Below are 18,443 nucleotides of genomic sequence, written 5' to 3'. Positions count from 1 at the left end.
GGTCGGTTTCTCACCGACCGATAGACTAGTTTAGCTGGTTGGTGTGACACCAACCAGTAGAAACAAAAAAAGCGCTGATTTCAGCGCTTTTTTTATGACTTTACTAATGCCTAGTGGTGCGATTCGGTAGCCTCTGTTTGGTGACCTTCTGTTTCGTCGTGAGAAGCTTTTTCATGACCTGGGAAAATTGGTCTTGTGAAAGCCACAAGCAGGATTAAAACAATAATCCAGGCAGTTAATGGTAATGCCCAAATGCCTTTAGTTTGTTGAACAGGCGCATGTGAATCGTGAGCTGACATATCGAATATTTTTGATTTTAAAATTTATGCTTTGTAATTGTGCGGTAAAGATAATAACAAAATTAAAATAAAAAGATTAAATGGCGATTTGTATACAAAAGCATCAGGATAAAAGGCCAAGCCTTTTATCCCTGCAGATCGTAAATCATTTTTTTTGTACTGTTCATTTTGCTTTTGATGCGGTTCTGATGTTCGAGCAATGCATTGTGCTCATCCTGTATGGCATTGAACATTTCTGCTTTTTTGAAATAGCTGGCTGCTTCTGCAAAATTTTGCTGTTGCTCGGCATGTAAACCCAGACTTTCATAAATATGCGCCTCGCAAACACCGGCAACACTTAAAGCTTTATCAGCGATCTGTTTTACCAGTTTATGCATTTTAAGGGTGATCACCAGTTTTAAATAAGGGCCATAAACTTCAGGAAAATCGGCATCCAGTTCGGTGCAGCGTTTGTAATAGTAACCTGCTGTTTTGTAATCCTTAAAATGATCGTGGTAAATTTCTCCCAGCTGAAAATAGGCCCTGGCATAATCAGGGTCGAAAGAAATAAGCTCATTAAAATACTGAAGTGCTTTAGGCAGTTCGCCCCAGTGCAGTTCTTCAATGGCCTGTAGATATTTTTCATCTACAGTAGTATAAATGTCCATAACGGATATATTAAATTTTGATAAGCGGTAATGGCTTAGCAAATGGGTAATTAAATTGATTTTTGAATTTGGGTTTTATGCTTTGATGGCAAAAACACTAAGGGTTGGGAAGGAAATTTACATCAATACCCAAACCCTTTATGCCACAAGACTGGCTAAAGTGCATTTTTTGGATATGTAGTTGACGTAGCATTTCTTTGAATTTGATGCAAAGATATTTATTTTCAGTGAATTGCAAATATAAAATGATTTTTTTACCTGATTACGTGTGCAAAGTAAACTATCGCGTAGCTAGATATACAGATTATGTTATTTCGATTGAGCGAATGAAACAGGTTTTCGAAGTTTTGTTTGGTATCGATAATTTTTGCAGCTATGAACCAAAAAAGCAATGAAATGCAGATGTCGAAAAAATCGAAACGGCCATTGGTGAGGTGGAATAACTGCATCAACTCTAAGCCAATGGCAAAAACAAGCGGAATAAAAACACAATTGATCCGTTTTTGATAAAGGTTAAAATAGAATTCTTTTGATGTTAAAGTGATGCAGAAAACCCATAAACCTTCTGGTAGCGAATAAATGATGTATTTATTTAGCGGAAGGGCAGCATTGATCGAACTTTTAAGGCCATTGTAGGTTTTAAAAGAGGTAAGGTGGATTACTACTTGGTTGATCAGTGTTTTATCGGTTCTGTAAAATACATAGATAAACAAACTGATGATCAGCGCAAAGAAAATATACCAATAGTGTTTTTTCAAGGCTTAGCGAAAATTAAGATTCTAAAATAAGAGAATGGTTTTAAAACGATTTCTTTTTCCAGCTTAAACTGATCGGTAACTTTGATGTCTTTTATGTAAAATAAAGATTTTAAATGAAGCCATTTTGAACAGAAGTTAAAAATCCGGTCTACATATTTTAAAAAGTTATCAGGGGTGAAATGGTTTAAGATAAACAGTTTTCCGTTGGGTTTTAAAACACGGAGGCATTGTGTTAACAGTTTTTCCGGGTCATCTGCAACAGCAATAACATGCGATAAAATCACGTAATCGAATATATTATCCTTGAAATCTAATTTTTCCCCGTTCATTTGGAAGAGTTCGATATTGTCTGTTTGATTTTTCCTTGCAATATTTAACATCGATGTAGAAATTTCTATACCCGTTATTTTATGGTTTTTATAGAGATAGAAATGCGAACCGTTCCCCACACCGATTTCCAATAAATTTCCATGGGGTAATTGATTGATCTCATTGAAAAATTTTTTCTTCTGGGGTTTAAGAAAAACATCTACCAGTGGATATAAAAATGAAAAGCGGTTATAGAAATTGGTTTGAGCGCTCAATTTTTAGATTTAAGTGTTAAATTTAATCAAAGCATTTTTAATTTGCCGCCTATGCCTTAAAATATGAACAATGGCATGTTCGAGCAGCTGTTCTACATCATACTGCTGCCCCCAGTTGGTATTGATCTTTTTAGCCTGATCAAATTCTTCCATTGTAATGTTGGGATTTCTACTGAAAAAATCTTCATTATATTTAAATGCTTCCCGCAGCCTGGAAATGTAATGTTCTACTTGGTCAAATTGTAATCTTTCAGGTCTAATGCTTTCTATGCCGATAGAATTTTCGATATAAACCGCATAACTGAACATCGAAGCGGTTACATGGGTTAAAATGGTTTGGATAGAAATACAATCTGTATTTGTGCTTATTGGCTCAATGGTGCGAAGCAGTTGTTGCTGGCTGATTGGTTCGATTACATCAATCAATTCATTAACTGCTTTTTTATACTCATCTATCAGGGCTGCAATGGCCCTGGTAAGGTTGTTGTTTTCCATCGTTAATCAAATATAATGCTTTATGATGAGTTTGTTTTTTGGTCGGCCGGAGGGTAATCCCCACCGATATGTAAAAGGATTTCAAATCCAGTTCAAAAGACGGGATTACAAATCCCGAATAACAAGATTCCGACTGGCAGATTGATTTAGGTGAGTATATCCGCTATTGCAATAACTAAAGGGAAATAGGTAAGTAAAAGTAAGGCTGTAAAATCTTTACGTTGCTGTCCTTTATGGGTAAGAATAAAAACAAGGAATATGATACTGGTAAAGGCTATCGCGGCAAGCATGAGCAATAACATTCCTGCATTTGCAGCGCCACAGCTTTTTTTTAATGGATTTGCCGGAGTGTGAAAAGAGCTAATGCATAGGTACCAAAGGCCGAAGTACGGTAATAACAAAATAAGAGCGATATAACGCCTTTTGATGAAATCGAAAATCATAATCGTGCATCCATATTTGAAGGGATCCTGCAGGTTTAATACATTATTTTATAAAAGGTAACCAGTTGTATCGTAGATTTTAGTTTATTGATAAAGGATTTCAAATCCTTAGTTCGTAAGACGGGATTACAAATCCCGACTGGCGGGAGCACTTTTGATTTAGATCTCTCCATTCCGCTGTGCTTCAGTCGAGATGACGTTTTTTCTGTTAAAGAATCAAAAATCCCAGCTAACAAAATTTAAGTAAGCATATCGATTATTCCAATGTAGATCGGTAAAGGAATAATAGCTGAAATAACCATGAATTCTTTTTTGGACCGGCCTTTACTTACCAGGGTAATGATCAGGAAAGTGACAAAGTAGATAAAAGTGAGAGATAGGATGCTTACAATCATACCAAAATCGGGCATGCCACATCTGGGTTTTGTACTTACCGGCAGGGTATGAAAAAATATGAAAGTATATATCCAGCTAACGATATAAAAGACTAAGAATATTAATGAAATTATCCTTCGCCATATAAATGCAAGGATGGGATTTACGATTTCCATTTACCTCTTTTATTCTTAATGCGGGGAACGTAAAAAGGTAACCAAAGTGTTGGTCAGGATTTTGATCCCTAAATAAGTTATAAAGGATTTCAAATCCTTAGTTCATAAGACGGGATTACAAATCCCGACTAGCGAAGTCCCTTATTTCGAGCGGAGTGCAACGTAGTCGAGAACCACGGAGTGCTCAGCGAAGCTAAATCTGCTGCAATAGATATCTCCGTTTCACTGCGTTTCAGTCGAGATGACGATTCTATTATAATAAATCTTTAATGATTTTTTCGATTGACAAACCTTCGGCTTCGGCGCGGTAATTACGTACAATACGGTGGCGTAAAATAGGTTCGGCAACGGCTTTTACATCTTCAATATCAGGCGAATACTTTCCGGTTACGGCAGCATGGCATTTTGCACCCAATACCAAAAACTGCGAAGCACGTGGGCCTGCACCCCAGCTGATGTATTTGTTTACTGCATCAGTAGCAAATTCGGTATTCGGACGGGTTTTTGCTGCCAGTTTTACTGCATATTCCAGTACATTGTCTGTAATAGGAATATCGCGGATCAGTTTCTGGAAATATTGGATATCATCTGCATGGATAATCTTCTGCAGCTGGATAGTTTTATTACTGGTGGTGTTTTTTACGATGTTCAATTCATCTGCAAAAGCAGGATAATTTAACTGGATATTGAACATGAAACGGTCTAACTGGGCTTCGGGTAGGGGATAGGTTCCTTCCTGCTCAATCGGGTTTTGTGTGGCCAGAACGAAAAATGGTTTTGGCAGAACATGTGTTTGTCCGGCTGCTGTTACCGATTTCTCCTGCATGGCCTCTAAAAGTGCGGCCTGGGTTTTTGGAGGGGTACGGTTAATTTCGTCGGCGAGGATAATATTGGAAAAAACAGGCCCTTTTATAAATTTAAAGTGCCTGTCTTCTCCTAAAATCTCTGCCCCAATAATGTCACTTGGCATTAAATCGGGCGTAAACTGGATCCTGTTGAAATCGAGGTCTAAAACAGACGCCACGGTTTGTACAAGTAAAGTTTTAGCTAATCCGGGTACGCCAACCAACAAACAGTGTCCGTTGCTAAAAATGGCGATTAAAACAGATTTTATGATGTCATCCTGTCCAACAACTACCTTGCTTATTTCGGCTTTAATATTGTTGAAAGATTGGTGAAGTGCATCAACAGCTTCTACTTCGTTCTTATACTGCATTGGTGTTATTTTGCGGCTGTGGTTTTAGTCCAGATTTTTAATTCATCACAGGTATTAAATTCGTCGTCGATTTTAATGTAAGTATTTTCGCGGCGCTTTTGAAACCATTCGCTTAAAGTACGATTAATTTTATCACTTTGTGCAGCATCCCTGATTTTTGGGAAATCCTGTTTCATATTTGCCTTGTGCGGAGGTATTTTCGATTTTAGATATAAAATGCGGTAACCCTGTTTTCCATCAGCCGCAGTAAATAAGTCAGGTTTGGAAACACCACCGATTTTCATGCTGTCGATTACCAAAAACACCGATGGATCCAATTTATCAACCGGAATGAAAGTACTTCTTGCCTGAACATTTTCAGCATTCAGCATCATACCACCATTATATTTAGTTTCTTTATTATCTGAGTACAGGTTTGCAGCAGCAGCAAAGCTTAATTTTTTGCCGATAATGTTATTATAGATACTATCTGCATGAAGTTTTAAACGGGTTAAACTTTCGGGCGTGGTTTTAGGCATAATTAAGATGTGCCTAACGTGCACCTGCTCACCACGGCGCTCCAATACCTGTAAAAAGTGGAAACCATAATCTGTTTCGAAAACAGGTGAAATTTCCCCCGCTTTTAATTTAAAGGCCCATGCGGTAAATTCTTTTACCATGGTATTTCTGTCGATAAAACCATAATCACCACCATCAGCTGCCGAACCCGGATCTTCTGAATAGGTTTTTGCCAAAACGCCCATATCTTCTCCAGCTTTAACCCTTAAGCGTAATGATTCGATTTTATCACGGAATTTCTGTTTCTCGGCCCTGGTTAACTGTGGGTTTAAAATTACCTCACCAACTTCAACTTCGGTATTAAATTCAGGGATGCTATCGCCCAATGATTTGAAGTATTTTTCTACTTCCATTGGCGTAACATTGATGTTTTCTGTAATTTTTTGCTGCATTTTCTGCGCAATCAATTCATCTTTTACCGATGGTCTGATCTCATCTTTATACTGAAGAACCGATTTGTTCAAAAATTGCTCTAAACGCTCCTGACCGCCCGCGCGCTGCATACTGTAACGCATACGTTTGTTCACCTCATCGTCAACCGCACCATCCTCAACCATTACCGAATCGATTTCGGCCTGTTGTTTAAGCAGTTTCTGGGTTAGGGTCTGCTGTAAAATTTTACATTTGATCTCATCATTGGGCGTATTTCCCTGATAAAGATATTGTGTGTATTGTTGGTTCAAATCTGATAGCAGGATAATATTATTTCCTACAACAGCAGCAACTTTATCTACAGTATGCTTTTGTGCATAACTGTTTAAAAACAGGCAAATTAAAGCGGTTGCTACTAAAAAAACTTTCTTCATTCTATTTGTTATATTTTGCAAATTTAATATTTATGGTCAACTCTATCAGTTTGGTTATAACCTGGCGAGTTTTTTAAGCTCATTTTCGTTAATCCTTACCTGATATTTCTGTTTAAGGCTTTTTAGCCATTTTTCTTCCAAACTTTGTTGATAGTCGGCAATTACTTCACCCCTAACTTCGTTTAAAGGTTTATTATAGTTTTTTTGATTTTTGGTGTAAAAATCATTTATCGCCTGATCATCTTCCTGCGCTTTGTTCCAGATTTTCTGTTCCGAAACGTTGAACATTAAAACACCTTCGCGGTATTCGTTCAATAAAAAATCACGGTCTTTATTGCTTACCCCAACTTTTTTATGTGTCGTTAAGGCGTCCTCATAGGTTTTGATCTCCTCCTGATAGCTGGCACTTTTATCAAGTCCCATATCGCGGGCATCCAAAACTTTAAGTTTAAAATTTATGTAAAGGTTCAAATAGCTTTGCAGGGTATCATAAGCCACACTGATGTTTCCGTTATGGCTTTTTTTGTAAGCCCACATAAACTCCCTGGCGCTTATCGATTTACCGTTAACCACAGCAACATTCTGTGCATACGAAACGCCGTACATCAAGCTGAAAACAAATAAGCAATAAGCTTTCCTCACACAGAGCACTCTATAAATTTTAAGGGATAAAAGTAACAATTAGCGGCGCTATTATAAGATATTTAACTAATTTTAACAGAAATTATTATCCTACAAAAATACGAATGGAAAACCAGGTTACCAACAATGCGAATGCTTTACGTTTATTTTTTACCGATGAGGTTTTCGTGGTGAAAGATGAAAGTGTAGAAATTCTGCCTTTACGTAATCCAGAGCCGGTTTTTGCGGCCGAAAATGTTGCCATTGTAGCAGAAAAGGAAATGGTTTTAAATACAGAAAACATCCAGATTCCTGAAATTAAATCTACACAGATACCAAAAGTTTATCCCCAAGCACCTGAAATTCCGCGTATTGTGGAGGAACCGAAGCCCGAAAAAACGTTTAAATTTTTGGGCGGGAATAAAAAAATGGTACTGATTTTGGTGAACGATCAACAGCATGATGTGAGTACTGAACAGGGGAGGGAACTGCTGCGGAAAATTGTTAAGGCGGTTGATCTGGGTACACCCGATTTTGCCCTATTGAACTATGCAAACTATAAAGGAACAGATTATGTGGAACTGCACCGTTTTTTCAAACCTGTTATCATGTTATCTTTCGGGGTAGAGGTTGCAGAACTAAAACTGGACCTTAGCTGGCAGAATGAAATCATCATGCACGAAAGCACCAAAATTATCTTCGCGCCAAACCTCCATCATCTCGATAGTGATATCACAGCCAAGAAAACCCTTTGGGGGCATCTGCAGAAGATTAAATAAGGACTTGGTATTGTAGTATCAAGTATCTAGAATCAAGTACTGAGTATTGTATTCGAATTTTACTCCAAAACCTTAAGCCTTATACCCTAAACCTTTTACCTCTTTTAAAATGAAAAAACTTGTATTTGCTACCAATAACCAACATAAAACAGAAGAAATACGTGCCGCGCTGGAAGGTGAATATGAAGTACTGAATTTGGAAGACATTGGTTGTTTTGTGGATATTCCTGAAACATCTGATACTTTTGAAGGAAACGCCAGCTTGAAAAGCGGTTATGTTGTTGAGCATTTTAACCTGGATTGTTTTGCTGACGATAGTGGTATGGAAGTAGTTGCTTTAAATAACGAACCAGGCGTTTATTCGGCCAGATATTCGGGAAGCAGGGACAGTGCGGAAAATATTAGGCTCGTTTTAAAAAAACTGGAAGGAAACAGTAACAGGAAAGCCCGTTTTAAAACTGTGATTTCGCTGATGCAGGATGGACAGAACCATATTTTTGAGGGTGTGATCGAAGGTACAATCAGGGAAGAGATCTCCGGATCAAAAGGCTTTGGCTACGATCCAATCTTTCAGCCCGATGGATACGATATCACTTTTGCCGAAATGGATATGGACCTGAAGAATAAAATCAGCCATAGGGCAATTGCGTTGAAGAAAATGATGATGTTTTTGAAGGGCTCTTGAGTACCGTCACCCTGAATTTATTTCAGGGTCAATTAGAGAGAAAGATGTTTGAATAAGTTTTTAATGAGGGATAAATCGTCATTTCGACCGTAGGGGAGAAATCTATCAGCGATTTATTTAACGTGATCGTCATGCTGAATTTATTTTATTAGCTGTTTTTATTGTTTTTAAATGTCTAATAGCTACTTCGTGGTCAGCATCTTTCCTGCAAGGTAGACCCTGAAATGAATTCAGGGTGACGACTCTAAGAATAAATTACATTTTACCAACCAATTTTTTTACCTGGGTAGTATCTTTTTTCACCTGAACGGTATCTTTTTTAGGTAAAATGGGTTTAATGCCGAAGTTCGCAGTATCTGCCGGTTTATTTTGGGGCAGTTTTTTATCCAGGTTTAAGCTGTCTTTACCTAGTGTAGTTTTGGGTTTGGCAGTAGGAACGGTTGATGCCGGTTTGGCTGCAGGGGTATTTGTTTTTGTGCCCGCCACCGTTTTACCGGCAACTGTTTTTGCCTTTATTTTGGGCTTAGGTTTTCCGGCCGAACCAACTGCATCTTTCTTCGATTTTGGCCGTTCGCTTGGTTTCCATGAAAAGCCCTTTAAGGCATGGTCTTTTGCAATTTCATTTTCCGGATTTAAGGCTCCCTCAACGCCTTTGATATAAACAATATTTTCTATTGCGTTTTCCTTGTCCTTAAAAATAAATTTTATCCTGCTGCTCAGTGTCTGGTTCATTTCTTTGTAAACCTTCGTGCTGTCGTCCTGGGTGTAATAAATGCTTTCTGCGTTACCGTCAACATACATTGTTTTTAGTTTTCCGTTATAAAAGAAACCTGTCATTAACCGGCCTTTTATCTGGTTAAACCTTAACGAATCGGTTGGGGTATTTACCAAAAAGGCATTTCTGATGGCCTGTAGGTTATTTAGCTTCTTATTTTTGAACTGCACATAAATGGTATCGCCAACCTGTTGCGAACCTTCCGACCATATAATAGGATTGCTGTAACAGCGCAGAGTAGAATCGGCACTGGTGTAAAAAAGACTATCGGTTTTGGCCTGTATATTCGTTTTAAAGATCTTAACACCGTGGTAGGCCTTAATAATACGCGATTGAACGGTATCGGCCGGATTAAATTTAGCAGTATCGTTGGCTTTGCCCAATTTTAAATTTCCGATAGCTTTTGTTAAACTATCTTTAACACCTGGTTTTATTAATTTTTTCTGCAGACTATCAATTTTTGCCTTCGAAAGGTCTTTAACAATCGGAGCTGCTTTTTCGCTTACCTTTTTCTGTAAACTATCGATCTTTGTTTTCGAAAGGTCTTTTGCAATAGGCCCTGCCTTATCCAGTATCTTTTTCTGCAGGCTATCTGTTTTGAGTTTAGGCAGGTTTTTGATAATAGAATCGGCCTTACCCTTCAAAACATTGCCCTTTTGCAAACTATCCAGACTAATTTTAGGCATTCCTTTACCAAGTGAATCTACTTTCGTTTTTAAACTATCAAGGCTTTTATCCTTTAGGTTTAACGCATCTTCAATTTCAGCCTCACCTTTACCCTTTTTCTTTTTCCTGGCCGCATTCCGTTTGTTCCTGTCGTCTTTTTGAGGGGTCTGGATTTCAGGTTTCTCCTTAGGTTCCGATTTTTCTTTCTTTCCTCCGTCTTCATCGTCTTCTCCAACCTGATTATCAGCCTTAATCGAAATTTTAGGGATCAGTTTTAAGTTTTTTTGCAATACCATCTGCGTTTCCAGGGTATCTGCACCCATCCATAAACTATCGGGCCTTTTTTTATTCTTTACCATCACCGAATCTTCGGTACCAATACCCAGATAAGCATTTCTGGTTACCAATGTCCGCTGATCTACTTTATAATAATAACCTAAATCGCCGAACATTTTCATCTTATCTTTCGTATCAGAGAAAACAATGTTCTTAACCGCTTTACCAACTCCCTGCTTACCAAAATAATATAAACTATCTCCCTTTAAAGATCGTGTGCCTTGCGTATAAAGATTTTTCTTGCCAAAAAAGGCGTCTTCCGTTGTGGTGTTGTACTGGCCATTTTCGGTGTACAGGTTGTCATCTTTGCCTTTGATATTGGTTGGACCATAAAAGTAGGTCCATTTATTTTTAGTGTTGTAACTCATCGTATCAGATTTGATGGTTGCCTGCGGTGTAACCACCACTACATCATATCTAAAATATGCATCGCTACCTTCGCGGCTGTAGCCCTGACTAAAATAATAGCCATTTTTACTGGTTACTATTACTTCTTTATTTACAATTTTACCACCACTGGTGTAAGTTCCAATTTTACTCAGCGTATTATAATCCAAAATATTGGTGGTTAATGTAGAGCTAGAATCTTTCATTATCACATTTCCGGTTAAATGCGCATGTTTTTTATTCCCGTCGTATTCTAGTTGATCAGAATAAATATTTGTGAGGCCCTGGTTGATGTGCACATTTTTGTAGGCCTCAAAATAGTTCCGCTCACTATAAAAAATAGCACTATCGCATGTTAAAGTAGCGTTGTCCTGTTGGAAAACAGGATTCCGTAAATAACTAACCTTGTTTTTAACATCGCCTGTTATTTTGGAGAATGATACAATTTTAATTTTTGAAGCAGGTTGCTGACCGAATAAAAATACCGGGCTGATTAAGAGAAATAAAAAGACAAATAGTTTTTGCACACTACAAAGTTAGTTTTTTGTTCCGAACGTTCGGAATACCAGTTAAAATTAAATATTTTTGGTGGATGTTACCCCTACGGCAATTTCAGGATTTTATTGAACAACAACAGTTGTTTGTGAGTGGTAACAGGATTCTTTTGGCCGTAAGTGGGGGTAAAGATTCGGTATTAATGTTGCATCTGTTTAAAGCAATAGGCGTAGATGTTGGCGTTGCACATTGTAACTTTAATTTAAGGGGCGATGAGGCACAACGTGATGAAAGTTTTGTTGCGCTATTGGCCAAAAATTTAGGGTTACCTTTTTATGTAACGCATTTTGATACAAAAAAATATGCGGCAGAAAATAAAATTTCTACGCAGATGGCCGCCCGCGATCTCCGTTACAACTGGTTCGAAGAAATCAGGGTTAGGGAGAAATACGATTATATTGCCCTGGCGCAACATCAGAACGACGCTGTAGAAACAGTACTGATTAACCTTACACGCGGTACAGGAATAAGCGGTTTGCATGGTATTTTGCCAAAACGCGACCGCCTGATCAGGCCATTGTTGTTCTTAAACCGTCAGCAGATCGAAGAAGCTGTAGCGGCAGAACATCTTGATTTTGTAGAAGACAGCTCGAATGCCAGTACCAATTATACCCGTAATAAAATCAGGTTGCAGGTTGTTCCGCATCTGCAGGAAATTAACCCGAATTTAGAAAAAACCTTCGCCGAAAATATTGCCCGTTTTGCAGAGCTGGAAACTTTTTTAAGCGTACAGGTACAGCAACTAGAGACTGAGATTATAACCAAAAGAACCGATGGGATTTATATCCCGCTGGAGGAGATCGCGAAATTAAATCCACAGAAACTACTGCTTTACGAACTTTTGAAGCCTTTTGATTTTGGGGAAAATGTAGTGCACGAAATTTTGGATAGTTTAAAGGCCCTGAGCGGAACACATTTTTTTAGTTCAACACATCAGGCCATTATTAACAGGAATGATCTGGTAATCGTTGAAAAAAACAATCTGGTTAATACCAACCAGTTTATCCATCCAACAAACGAAAAAATTGTGTTTGCAGGTCATGAAATCTCGTTAAAGTATACGGAAGAGATAAAATTCGGAAATGGGCCTGACAAGGCTTTTGTAAGTGCAGATAAGTTGATTTTTCCGCTGATACTGAGAAACTGGCAAAATGGCGATAAATTTATTCCTCTGGGGATGCGGAATCCAAAGAAAGTAAGTGATTATTTTATTGACGAAAAAGTTCCCTTACATTTGAAAGCCAGCACGCCGATTTTGGTTAATGGAAATGGCGAAATCATCTGGATTGTGGGGATGCGGCAGGATAACCGATATAAATTAACAACTGCAACCAAAAAAGTTGCTATATTCGAACTCAAAATTAAATAAGTGGAAAGCAGATACGCCTATATCGAAAAACAGTACATCGGCCGCGATTATGTCCGCATTTTCATCCGTTTGATTATGGCTGCATTCTGTTTTGCGGCTTATGTTTACGAGCGCGACCGTGATAACACCCAGGATCTGTTCCTCGTGGTGGGCTTTGGCATTATCGGTGTTTCCATGTTATTGCTTTTCCTGATCCAGTATAAAATTGTAGTGGATAACGGCAGCATGATTTTGGATGGGCTTTGGACCACCAAGCGTGTTAAAATAGATTTAAACAGCATTGTTGACGTGCGTAAGGCAACTTACAGCCGTTATTTTTTCAATAATCCGGTGTACAACCTCCACACCAAAGGCACCATCCGTTTTTACTCATCGGGTAAAGATGCCGTGGTTTTAACCGATCGTGATGGTTTGGAGTATTTTATCGGTACACAACGCCCAAATGAACTCTTTTTGGTGATAAAAGAAGAGATGAGAAACCTCAAATAATAAATTTCTTTTTTCTGCGGAAATATCTACTTAATACCTAGTCTTTATTATTGCAATAGGCCGACATGCATTATAGATTAAAATCGGGTACATTTGCGGTAACAACAATACGTTTATAATGAAGATAGGAATTGTTTGCTACCCCACTTTTGGCGGTAGTGGAGTAGTTGCAACAGAACTTGGTAAAGCACTTGCTAACGAAGGGCACCAGGTTCACTTTATCACTTATAGTCAGCCGGCCAGGCTTGATTTCTTTTCTGAAAACCTTTTTTACCATGAGGTTTCGGTAAGGAATTATCCGCTTTTTGATTACGCCCCTTACGAATCGGCATTGGCCAGCAAAGTGGTAGATGTTGTACGTTTTGAGCAGCTGGATGTATTGCACGTTCACTATGCCATTCCACATGCTTCTGCAGCCTTTATGGCGAAGCAGATTTTGGCCAGTTATGGCATTCATATCCCGGTGGTAACCACCCTTCATGGTACCGATATTACTTTGGTTGGGAAAGATCCAACCTATAAACCTGTGGTAACTTTTTCGATCAACCAGAGCGATGGTGTAACAACTGTTTCGGACGATTTAAAAGAAGATACCTACCGTCATTTCGAGATTACAAAAGAGATTAAGGTAATTCCTAATTTTATAGATTTTAGCCGTTTTAGCTTACAGGCAAAAGATCACTTCAAAAAAGCAATTGCACCCAATAACGAGCGGATTTTAATCCATACCAGTAACTTCAGGAAGGTAAAACGTACCGAAGATGTAATTAAGATCTTTGAAAAGGTACAGGCAGTAATCCCATCCAAACTGTTAATGGTTGGCGATGGACCTGAGCGTGTTTATAACGAGCAGCTTTGCCGTTCGCTCAATATCTGCGAAAATGTAAGGTTTTTAGGTAAACAGGATGCGGTAGAAGAGATTCTGTCTGTTTCAGATCTGTTCCTGATGCCTTCTGAATCGGAAAGTTTCGGTTTGGCCGCTCTGGAAGCCATGGCCTGCAAAGTGCCGATTATCACTACTAATGCAGGTGGATTGCCTGAACTTAATGTAGATGGCTTTTGCGGTTACATGAGCAATGTTGGCGATGTTGATGCAATGGCAGCCCATGCGATCGAAATTTTGAAGGATGATGAAACGTTGAACCGTTTTAAAGAAAATGCCTTTACCAGGGCACAGGATTTTGACCTTAAAAAAATTCTGCCAGAATATATCAATTATTATAAAGAGGTGATCGAAAACTCTTTACAAGCTAAGTATTAATTACTAAGCTTTGTTTTTTATATAAAGTTTTGCAGTATAAATATTGCAAAACTTTTTTTATGTCCGATTTTACGGTAAGGTTAGGTAATTGTTAATATTTAACAAAACAAAACTTTCTCAAAATCAAATGATTATAAATCGTATCTTTGCGGCTCGAAACGGTTTTGCAAATGAAAATTTCTAAAATAGTTTCAACAAAATTAAAAAGAGGTTAGCCCAATGAAGAAAATAGTTGATTACAGAAAGCTTTTAAACGTAGATAAAAATGCTGAGTTAAAAGAGCTTAAATCAGTGTACCGTACACTGATGAAAGATTGTCACCCTGATAAATTTCAGCAGGAAGAAGAGAAACTGGATGCAGAAGCAAGAAGTAAAGAAATTATCGAAGCGTACCATTTCTTGGTGAGCATTGCGCCTGAAACACGCGAACAGAATATCGAAACTTATACACAAACCACAACTTTGTCGAATATCCAGGATTTTGAATATAAACAATCTGTTTTAAACATCCAGTTTTTTGATGGAAGTGCTTACGAGTATTTTGATGTGCCAAGGGCAATTTACATCAAACTGGTAAATGCTGATTCGCCGGGCCGTTTCGCCCGCCGCCATATTTTTAACGAATTCCCTTACCGTAATGTAGCAAGGGTAGCAGAACCTGCTTAAAATCATTAATAAACATATAATAGAAGAAGGTCCCGATGAAAATCGGGACTTTTTTTATTCCCTGATATCTAAAAAAGTTAATTTTTCGGTCTCTTCTGCCTCTTTTAACTCTGTTTTTATTTCGATATGGTTTTCTTTTCTGTTTGATGGGGGAATTGGAACACCTCCGCCTAACCCAATGGAAGCTAAAAAGATCAGCAATGCCAATCCCATTAGCCTTATGGCTTTTTTAAAGTACTGCATTTTTTAGAAATGATGATTTCATGGTCGTTCGACCAATAGATCTGTTAACAATTAATTGAATAACCTGATATTAGGCTCAATTTTTTACTGGATCTATTTCTAAAGGATAGTTTAAGGCTGCTTCCTGAACAAAAAAGCTGGATGTGCCTGGTATGGATAAGACTGCTTTGGTAAGTTGTGTTAACTTGGCGATTAACAATCTGTTAAAAGTTAAAATTTGTGCAAAGTATTCTTTTATGCAAGCTGCAGTTCTTTTTAGTGCTTTCTGGAATACGGCTGGTGCAAAGGAATTTTTACGTTTTTGATCAACCCATTCTGTTTGAAAAACCGGGTTATTCTGGAAAATAAATGAATTGGAAATACTGTTCGAAAAGGTAAACAAACTCACAAACAGTGCAAATATTATTGCCCATTTCGAGTGTTTCTGTCCGGAGTATGTTGATTTACAGTTCATTTTCTTTTTTAAAGGTAAGGATATTTTGATTAATCTGCTATATGCAATCGATCCGTCATACTGAACTTGTTTCAGTATCCATTATGCTATAAAGACCCTGAAATAAATTCAGGGTGATGATCGCGGGGGAAGTTTCTTGAATGAACTTGTTTTATCGTTCCGTCATACTGAACTTGTTTCAGTATCCATTATGCTATAAAGACCCTGAAATAAATTCAGGGTGACGATCGCGGGGGAAGTTTCTTGAATGAACTTGTTTTATCGTTCCGTCATACTGAACTTGATTCAGTATCCATCATGCTATAAAGACCCTGAAATAAATTCAGGGTGACGGTCGCGGGGGATTTCCGTCATACTGAACTTGTTTCAGTATCCATCATGCTATAAAGACCCTGAAATAAATCCGATAGCTATCGGATCAGGGTGATGATCGCGGGGGAAGTTTCTTGAATGAACTTGTTTTATCGTTCCGTCATACTGAACTTGTTTCAGTATCCATTATGCTATAAAGACCTTAAACTAAATTCCGTCGTTATCAGCTTGGGGTGGTGTAACTATAACTTAATCCTCTTCTATAGTATCGAATAAATCCTCCCAATTAGGATTGCTTTCGTTAATAAGATTTATTTTCCATGCTCTTTTCCAATTTTTTAATTGTTTCTCTTTTGCAATGGCTTCCTCGATAGAATCAAATTGTTCGTAATAAACGAGCTTGTTGCAATTGTATTTGGCCGTAAATGAATTTGGTGTTCCTTTTTTCTGTGCTCTACTATTCTGAAATACAATTCTGAGGTTACTCCAATATACAGGACGGTGTGGGTATGATTGGTTAAAATGTAAACGCAGCCACCTCGCTCCATGATTCGGTTGTGATAAGTGTTTCCTCTGAATAGACCCTGAAACAAGTTCAGGGTGACGACTCTTATTCAAATATACAATTAGTTTTTCACTGCATAATATTGAGCTTGTTTCGGTATCTATCAAGCTGTTAAGACCCTGAAATAAATTCAGGGTGACGGTAGCGGGGGAAGTTTCTTTATCGTTCCGTCATGCTGAATTTATTTCAGCATCCATCATGAAATTTAACCATTCCTAGTTATTCAGCATCGGTTTAAATCGGTTATCCTTATTCCTTAAATCCAATCCACCTTCGTAAACAGATTTTAAGTTAATGAGGTAGAAACTCCAGCCGTTATGGCAACCCAAACGGATATTTCTTTTAGAATTATCGTCTTCTGGGATATTTTTTTGGGTAAGCTCTACAACAACGTACTCAAATTCTTCGCGGAGTTTAATATCAACCAAACAATTGCCTGCAAAAGTAAACTGGAATTCATCTTTACCGTTTGCTTCGGTTACGGTTCCATTCTCGATATCATCATAAAGATACCAGATCCATTTGTACCGGTCGCCTTTAAGCGCATTTTGTGATTTGCTCAATAAAACACCATTTTCATCGGTGAATGAAGCATCACTTAAAAACCATTTTTCAATTTCGCTGGCCTGTGACCAGGCATTGTAGATTTCTTCAAGCTTTGCTTTAACTGCAATCCTGATCGTGAATTTTGTCCAGTCAAAGTTTTCCATAACCTGATTTTAGGATTTAATTAAAAACTAAACACACCGGCGAACCGACTTCGATCCTTTTGCCGCTATCAGTTAATTTCCCTGTGGTTTTATCACGGTTCAAAATAACAACGTTGTTGCTGTATTGATGTCCGATCAATAAAAACTTACCGGTTGGATCGATGGTGAAATTTCTTGGCCCTTTACCCAACGTGCTTACCGTTTCGATGAATTTCAACTTTCCGGTAGGTAAAACGGAAAAAGTTGAAATGCTGTTCGCATCACCACGGTTGGTTTCGTATAGGAATTTTCCGTCGGCAGAAACATGGATGTCTGCCCCGTCAATCCTGCCGGTAAAATCCTGTGGCGTGGTGCCTATTTCCTGGATTTTGGTTAAGCTGCCGTTTGTGTATGCAAAAACGGTAATGCTGCCATTAAATTCGTGCGCTAAGTAGGCAAATTTACCATTCGGACTAAAAGTAATATGCCTCGGACCGGTACCGGCATTGGTTTTAAGCACCGATTTAACCGTTAATGTTTTTTCTTTCCCGGTTGGATTGTAGTTATAAATATAAGTTTGATCTTCTCCCAGATCGTTAACAATTAGATATTTATGATCTGGTGTAAATACAGTCATGTGTACGTGCGCACTTTGCTGCCGGCCTTTAGGGTCGATGCTTTTTCCGGTATGTTTGATTACCTGGCCGGCTTCGGTTAAGGAACCATTTGCATTGCGTTGGAATACGGCCAAGCTACCACCGCTATAATTAGCCACAATTACGTTTTTGGCATCGGCTGTAATGTAACATGGATCGGCACCATGACTATCAACCTTGTTTATAAAAGTTAAATTGCCAGTGGCTGCATCATATTTAAATGCACTAACGGTACTGGCAGCTCCTGTTTCATTAACGGCATAAATATATTTTTGATCTGTAGAAATGGCTACATAACTCGGACTTACAGTGTTTTTGGCAATACTTTTTATCGATGTTTCTGCTGTTGAAGTATTGAAATTATAGGTATAAATCCCTTCACTTTTTCCGGGTGCAGTGTAGGTGCCCACAATGAGGTTGTAATTGCTTTTTTGGGCGAATGTTAAAGTCGATAGTATGGTTAGTACAAACAGTGAGCTAATTTTTTTCATAAAAAGGATGATGTTGATTTTAACAAATATGGGAAAATTTTAATGCAAACGGAATACTGTAATTCCAAATAAGAGTAGGTGTGATAG

Annotated in this window: 21 protein-coding genes; 6 read left to right on the top strand and 15 right to left on the bottom strand. The window is 38.1% G+C overall.

Features of this window, described 5'->3' with window-relative positions; genetic code table 11:
- Window positions 1-110: 110 nt before the first annotated feature.
- From B2V92_RS17445 to B2V92_RS17405, 9 genes are all read right to left on the bottom strand, one after another.
- Window positions 111-299, bottom strand: a complete 189-nt coding sequence (locus B2V92_RS17445; RefSeq protein ID WP_293310502.1) for a hypothetical protein — start codon at window positions 297-299, stop codon at window positions 111-113.
- Window positions 300-424: 125 nt separating this feature from the next.
- Window positions 425-946 (bottom strand): tetratricopeptide repeat protein, encoded by a 522-nt coding sequence (locus tag B2V92_RS17440; RefSeq protein WP_293310500.1) that lies wholly within the window; start codon window positions 944-946, stop codon window positions 425-427.
- 254 nt (window positions 947-1,200) lie between these two features.
- Window positions 1,201-1,704, bottom strand: coding sequence for a hypothetical protein (locus tag B2V92_RS17435; RefSeq protein WP_293310498.1), 504 nt, complete (start codon window positions 1,702-1,704; stop codon window positions 1,201-1,203).
- Window positions 1,701-2,288, bottom strand: a complete 588-nt coding sequence (locus B2V92_RS17430) for a class I SAM-dependent methyltransferase (RefSeq protein ID WP_293310496.1) — start codon at window positions 2,286-2,288, stop codon at window positions 1,701-1,703. The genes B2V92_RS17435 and B2V92_RS17430 overlap by 4 nt, the downstream gene beginning before the upstream one ends.
- A 9-nt stretch (window positions 2,289-2,297) precedes the next feature.
- Complete coding sequence (locus B2V92_RS17425; RefSeq protein WP_293310494.1) at window positions 2,298-2,783, bottom strand: DinB family protein; 486 nt, start codon at window positions 2,781-2,783, stop codon at window positions 2,298-2,300.
- 146 nt (window positions 2,784-2,929) lie between these two features.
- Complete coding sequence (locus B2V92_RS17420; RefSeq protein WP_293310492.1) at window positions 2,930-3,226, bottom strand: hypothetical protein; 297 nt, start codon at window positions 3,224-3,226, stop codon at window positions 2,930-2,932.
- 804 nt (window positions 3,227-4,030) lie between these two features.
- Window positions 4,031-4,993, bottom strand: coding sequence for an AAA family ATPase (locus tag B2V92_RS17415; protein ID WP_293310490.1), 963 nt, complete (start codon window positions 4,991-4,993; stop codon window positions 4,031-4,033).
- A gap of 5 nt (window positions 4,994-4,998) precedes the next feature.
- A complete protein-coding gene (locus B2V92_RS17410; protein WP_293310488.1) occupies window positions 4,999-6,357 on the bottom strand; it encodes a peptidylprolyl isomerase in 1,359 nt (452 codons plus the stop codon).
- Window positions 6,358-6,411: 54 nt separating this feature from the next.
- Window positions 6,412-6,963: a hypothetical protein gene (locus B2V92_RS17405; RefSeq protein ID WP_293310504.1), complete on the bottom strand. Its 552-nt coding sequence runs from the start codon at window positions 6,961-6,963 to the stop codon at window positions 6,412-6,414.
- Window positions 6,964-7,103: 140 nt separating this feature from the next.
- Between B2V92_RS17405 and B2V92_RS17400 the strand changes: the two genes are divergently transcribed.
- Window positions 7,104-7,757, top strand: coding sequence for a hypothetical protein (locus B2V92_RS17400; protein WP_293310486.1), 654 nt, complete (start codon window positions 7,104-7,106; stop codon window positions 7,755-7,757).
- A gap of 109 nt (window positions 7,758-7,866) precedes the next feature.
- Window positions 7,867-8,442 carry a non-canonical purine NTP diphosphatase gene (locus tag B2V92_RS17395; RefSeq protein ID WP_293310484.1) on the top strand — a complete coding sequence of 192 codons (576 nt, stop codon included), beginning with the start codon at window positions 7,867-7,869 and terminating at the stop codon, window positions 8,440-8,442.
- 255 nt (window positions 8,443-8,697) lie between these two features.
- On the opposite strand, the gene B2V92_RS17390 is transcribed toward B2V92_RS17395, so the two are convergent.
- Entirely contained in the window at window positions 8,698-11,133 is a 2,436-nt protein-coding gene (locus tag B2V92_RS17390; RefSeq protein ID WP_293310482.1) for an OstA-like protein, read from the bottom strand.
- A gap of 65 nt (window positions 11,134-11,198) precedes the next feature.
- Between B2V92_RS17390 and tilS the strand changes: the two genes are divergently transcribed.
- The 4 genes from tilS (at window position 11,199) to B2V92_RS17370 (ending at window position 14,946) form a co-directional block, all read left to right on the top strand.
- On the top strand, window positions 11,199-12,530 hold the full coding sequence (tilS, locus tag B2V92_RS17385; protein WP_293310480.1) for a tRNA lysidine(34) synthetase TilS: 1,332 nt from the start codon (window positions 11,199-11,201) through the stop codon (window positions 12,528-12,530).
- A complete protein-coding gene (locus B2V92_RS17380) occupies window positions 12,531-13,019 on the top strand; it encodes a hypothetical protein (protein ID WP_113950292.1) in 489 nt (162 codons plus the stop codon).
- Between the two features lie 118 nt (window positions 13,020-13,137).
- Complete coding sequence (bshA, locus tag B2V92_RS17375; protein WP_293310477.1) at window positions 13,138-14,280, top strand: N-acetyl-alpha-D-glucosaminyl L-malate synthase BshA; 1,143 nt, start codon at window positions 13,138-13,140, stop codon at window positions 14,278-14,280.
- Window positions 14,281-14,499: 219 nt separating this feature from the next.
- Complete coding sequence (locus tag B2V92_RS17370) at window positions 14,500-14,946, top strand: KTSC domain-containing protein (protein WP_293310475.1); 447 nt, start codon at window positions 14,500-14,502, stop codon at window positions 14,944-14,946.
- A gap of 54 nt (window positions 14,947-15,000) precedes the next feature.
- Here B2V92_RS17370 and B2V92_RS17365 read toward each other — a convergent pair whose 3' ends face one another.
- The 5 genes from B2V92_RS17365 to B2V92_RS17345 form a co-directional block, all read right to left on the bottom strand.
- On the bottom strand, window positions 15,001-15,189 hold the full coding sequence (locus tag B2V92_RS17365) for a hypothetical protein (protein WP_293310473.1): 189 nt from the start codon (window positions 15,187-15,189) through the stop codon (window positions 15,001-15,003).
- 76 nt (window positions 15,190-15,265) lie between these two features.
- Complete coding sequence (locus B2V92_RS17360; RefSeq protein ID WP_293310471.1) at window positions 15,266-15,643, bottom strand: hypothetical protein; 378 nt, start codon at window positions 15,641-15,643, stop codon at window positions 15,266-15,268.
- A gap of 561 nt (window positions 15,644-16,204) precedes the next feature.
- Window positions 16,205-16,627, bottom strand: coding sequence for a GIY-YIG nuclease family protein (locus B2V92_RS17355; protein ID WP_422662146.1), 423 nt, complete (start codon window positions 16,625-16,627; stop codon window positions 16,205-16,207).
- A 108-nt stretch (window positions 16,628-16,735) separates the two neighbouring features.
- Complete coding sequence (locus B2V92_RS17350) at window positions 16,736-17,230, bottom strand: SRPBCC family protein (protein WP_293310469.1); 495 nt, start codon at window positions 17,228-17,230, stop codon at window positions 16,736-16,738.
- A 16-nt stretch (window positions 17,231-17,246) separates the two neighbouring features.
- Complete coding sequence (locus B2V92_RS17345; protein WP_293310467.1) at window positions 17,247-18,356, bottom strand: lactonase family protein; 1,110 nt, start codon at window positions 18,354-18,356, stop codon at window positions 17,247-17,249.
- Window positions 18,357-18,443 lie beyond the last annotated feature (87 nt).

This window comes from Pedobacter sp. UBA5917 (assembly GCF_002432345.1).
Classification (GTDB): Bacteria; Bacteroidota; Bacteroidia; order Sphingobacteriales; family Sphingobacteriaceae; genus Pedobacter.
The sequence above is the reverse complement of the archived record's forward strand: the minus strand, read 5'-3'. Positions and strand labels throughout refer to the sequence as shown.

Excerpts from the sequence above, each read along its gene's own strand:
- B2V92_RS17445 (WP_293310502.1), bottom strand. The coding sequence starts at position 299 with ATGTCAGCTCACGATTCACATGCGCCTGTTCAACAAACTAAAGGCATT.
- B2V92_RS17440 (WP_293310500.1), bottom strand. The coding sequence starts at position 946 with ATGGACATTTATACTACTGTAGATGAAAAATATCTACAGGCCATTGAA.
- B2V92_RS17425 (WP_293310494.1), bottom strand. The coding sequence starts at position 2,783 with ATGGAAAACAACAACCTTACCAGGGCCATTGCAGCCCTGATAGATGAG.
- B2V92_RS17420 (WP_293310492.1), bottom strand. The coding sequence starts at position 3,226 with ATGATTTTCGATTTCATCAAAAGGCGTTATATCGCTCTTATTTTGTTA.
- B2V92_RS17415 (WP_293310490.1), bottom strand. The coding sequence starts at position 4,993 with ATGCAGTATAAGAACGAAGTAGAAGCTGTTGATGCACTTCACCAATCT.
- B2V92_RS17410 (WP_293310488.1), bottom strand. The coding sequence starts at position 6,357 with ATGAAGAAAGTTTTTTTAGTAGCAACCGCTTTAATTTGCCTGTTTTTA.
- B2V92_RS17405 (WP_293310504.1), bottom strand. The coding sequence starts at position 6,963 with ATGTACGGCGTTTCGTATGCACAGAATGTTGCTGTGGTTAACGGTAAA.
- B2V92_RS17400 (WP_293310486.1), top strand. The coding sequence starts at position 7,104 with ATGGAAAACCAGGTTACCAACAATGCGAATGCTTTACGTTTATTTTTT.
- B2V92_RS17395 (WP_293310484.1), top strand. The coding sequence starts at position 7,867 with ATGAAAAAACTTGTATTTGCTACCAATAACCAACATAAAACAGAAGAA.
- tilS (WP_293310480.1), top strand. The coding sequence starts at position 11,199 with ATGTTACCCCTACGGCAATTTCAGGATTTTATTGAACAACAACAGTTG.
- bshA (WP_293310477.1), top strand. The coding sequence starts at position 13,138 with ATGAAGATAGGAATTGTTTGCTACCCCACTTTTGGCGGTAGTGGAGTA.
- B2V92_RS17370 (WP_293310475.1), top strand. The coding sequence starts at position 14,500 with ATGAAGAAAATAGTTGATTACAGAAAGCTTTTAAACGTAGATAAAAAT.
- B2V92_RS17365 (WP_293310473.1), bottom strand. The coding sequence starts at position 15,189 with ATGCAGTACTTTAAAAAAGCCATAAGGCTAATGGGATTGGCATTGCTG.
- B2V92_RS17360 (WP_293310471.1), bottom strand. The coding sequence starts at position 15,643 with ATGAACTGTAAATCAACATACTCCGGACAGAAACACTCGAAATGGGCA.
- B2V92_RS17350 (WP_293310469.1), bottom strand. The coding sequence starts at position 17,230 with ATGGAAAACTTTGACTGGACAAAATTCACGATCAGGATTGCAGTTAAA.
- B2V92_RS17345 (WP_293310467.1), bottom strand. The coding sequence starts at position 18,356 with ATGAAAAAAATTAGCTCACTGTTTGTACTAACCATACTATCGACTTTA.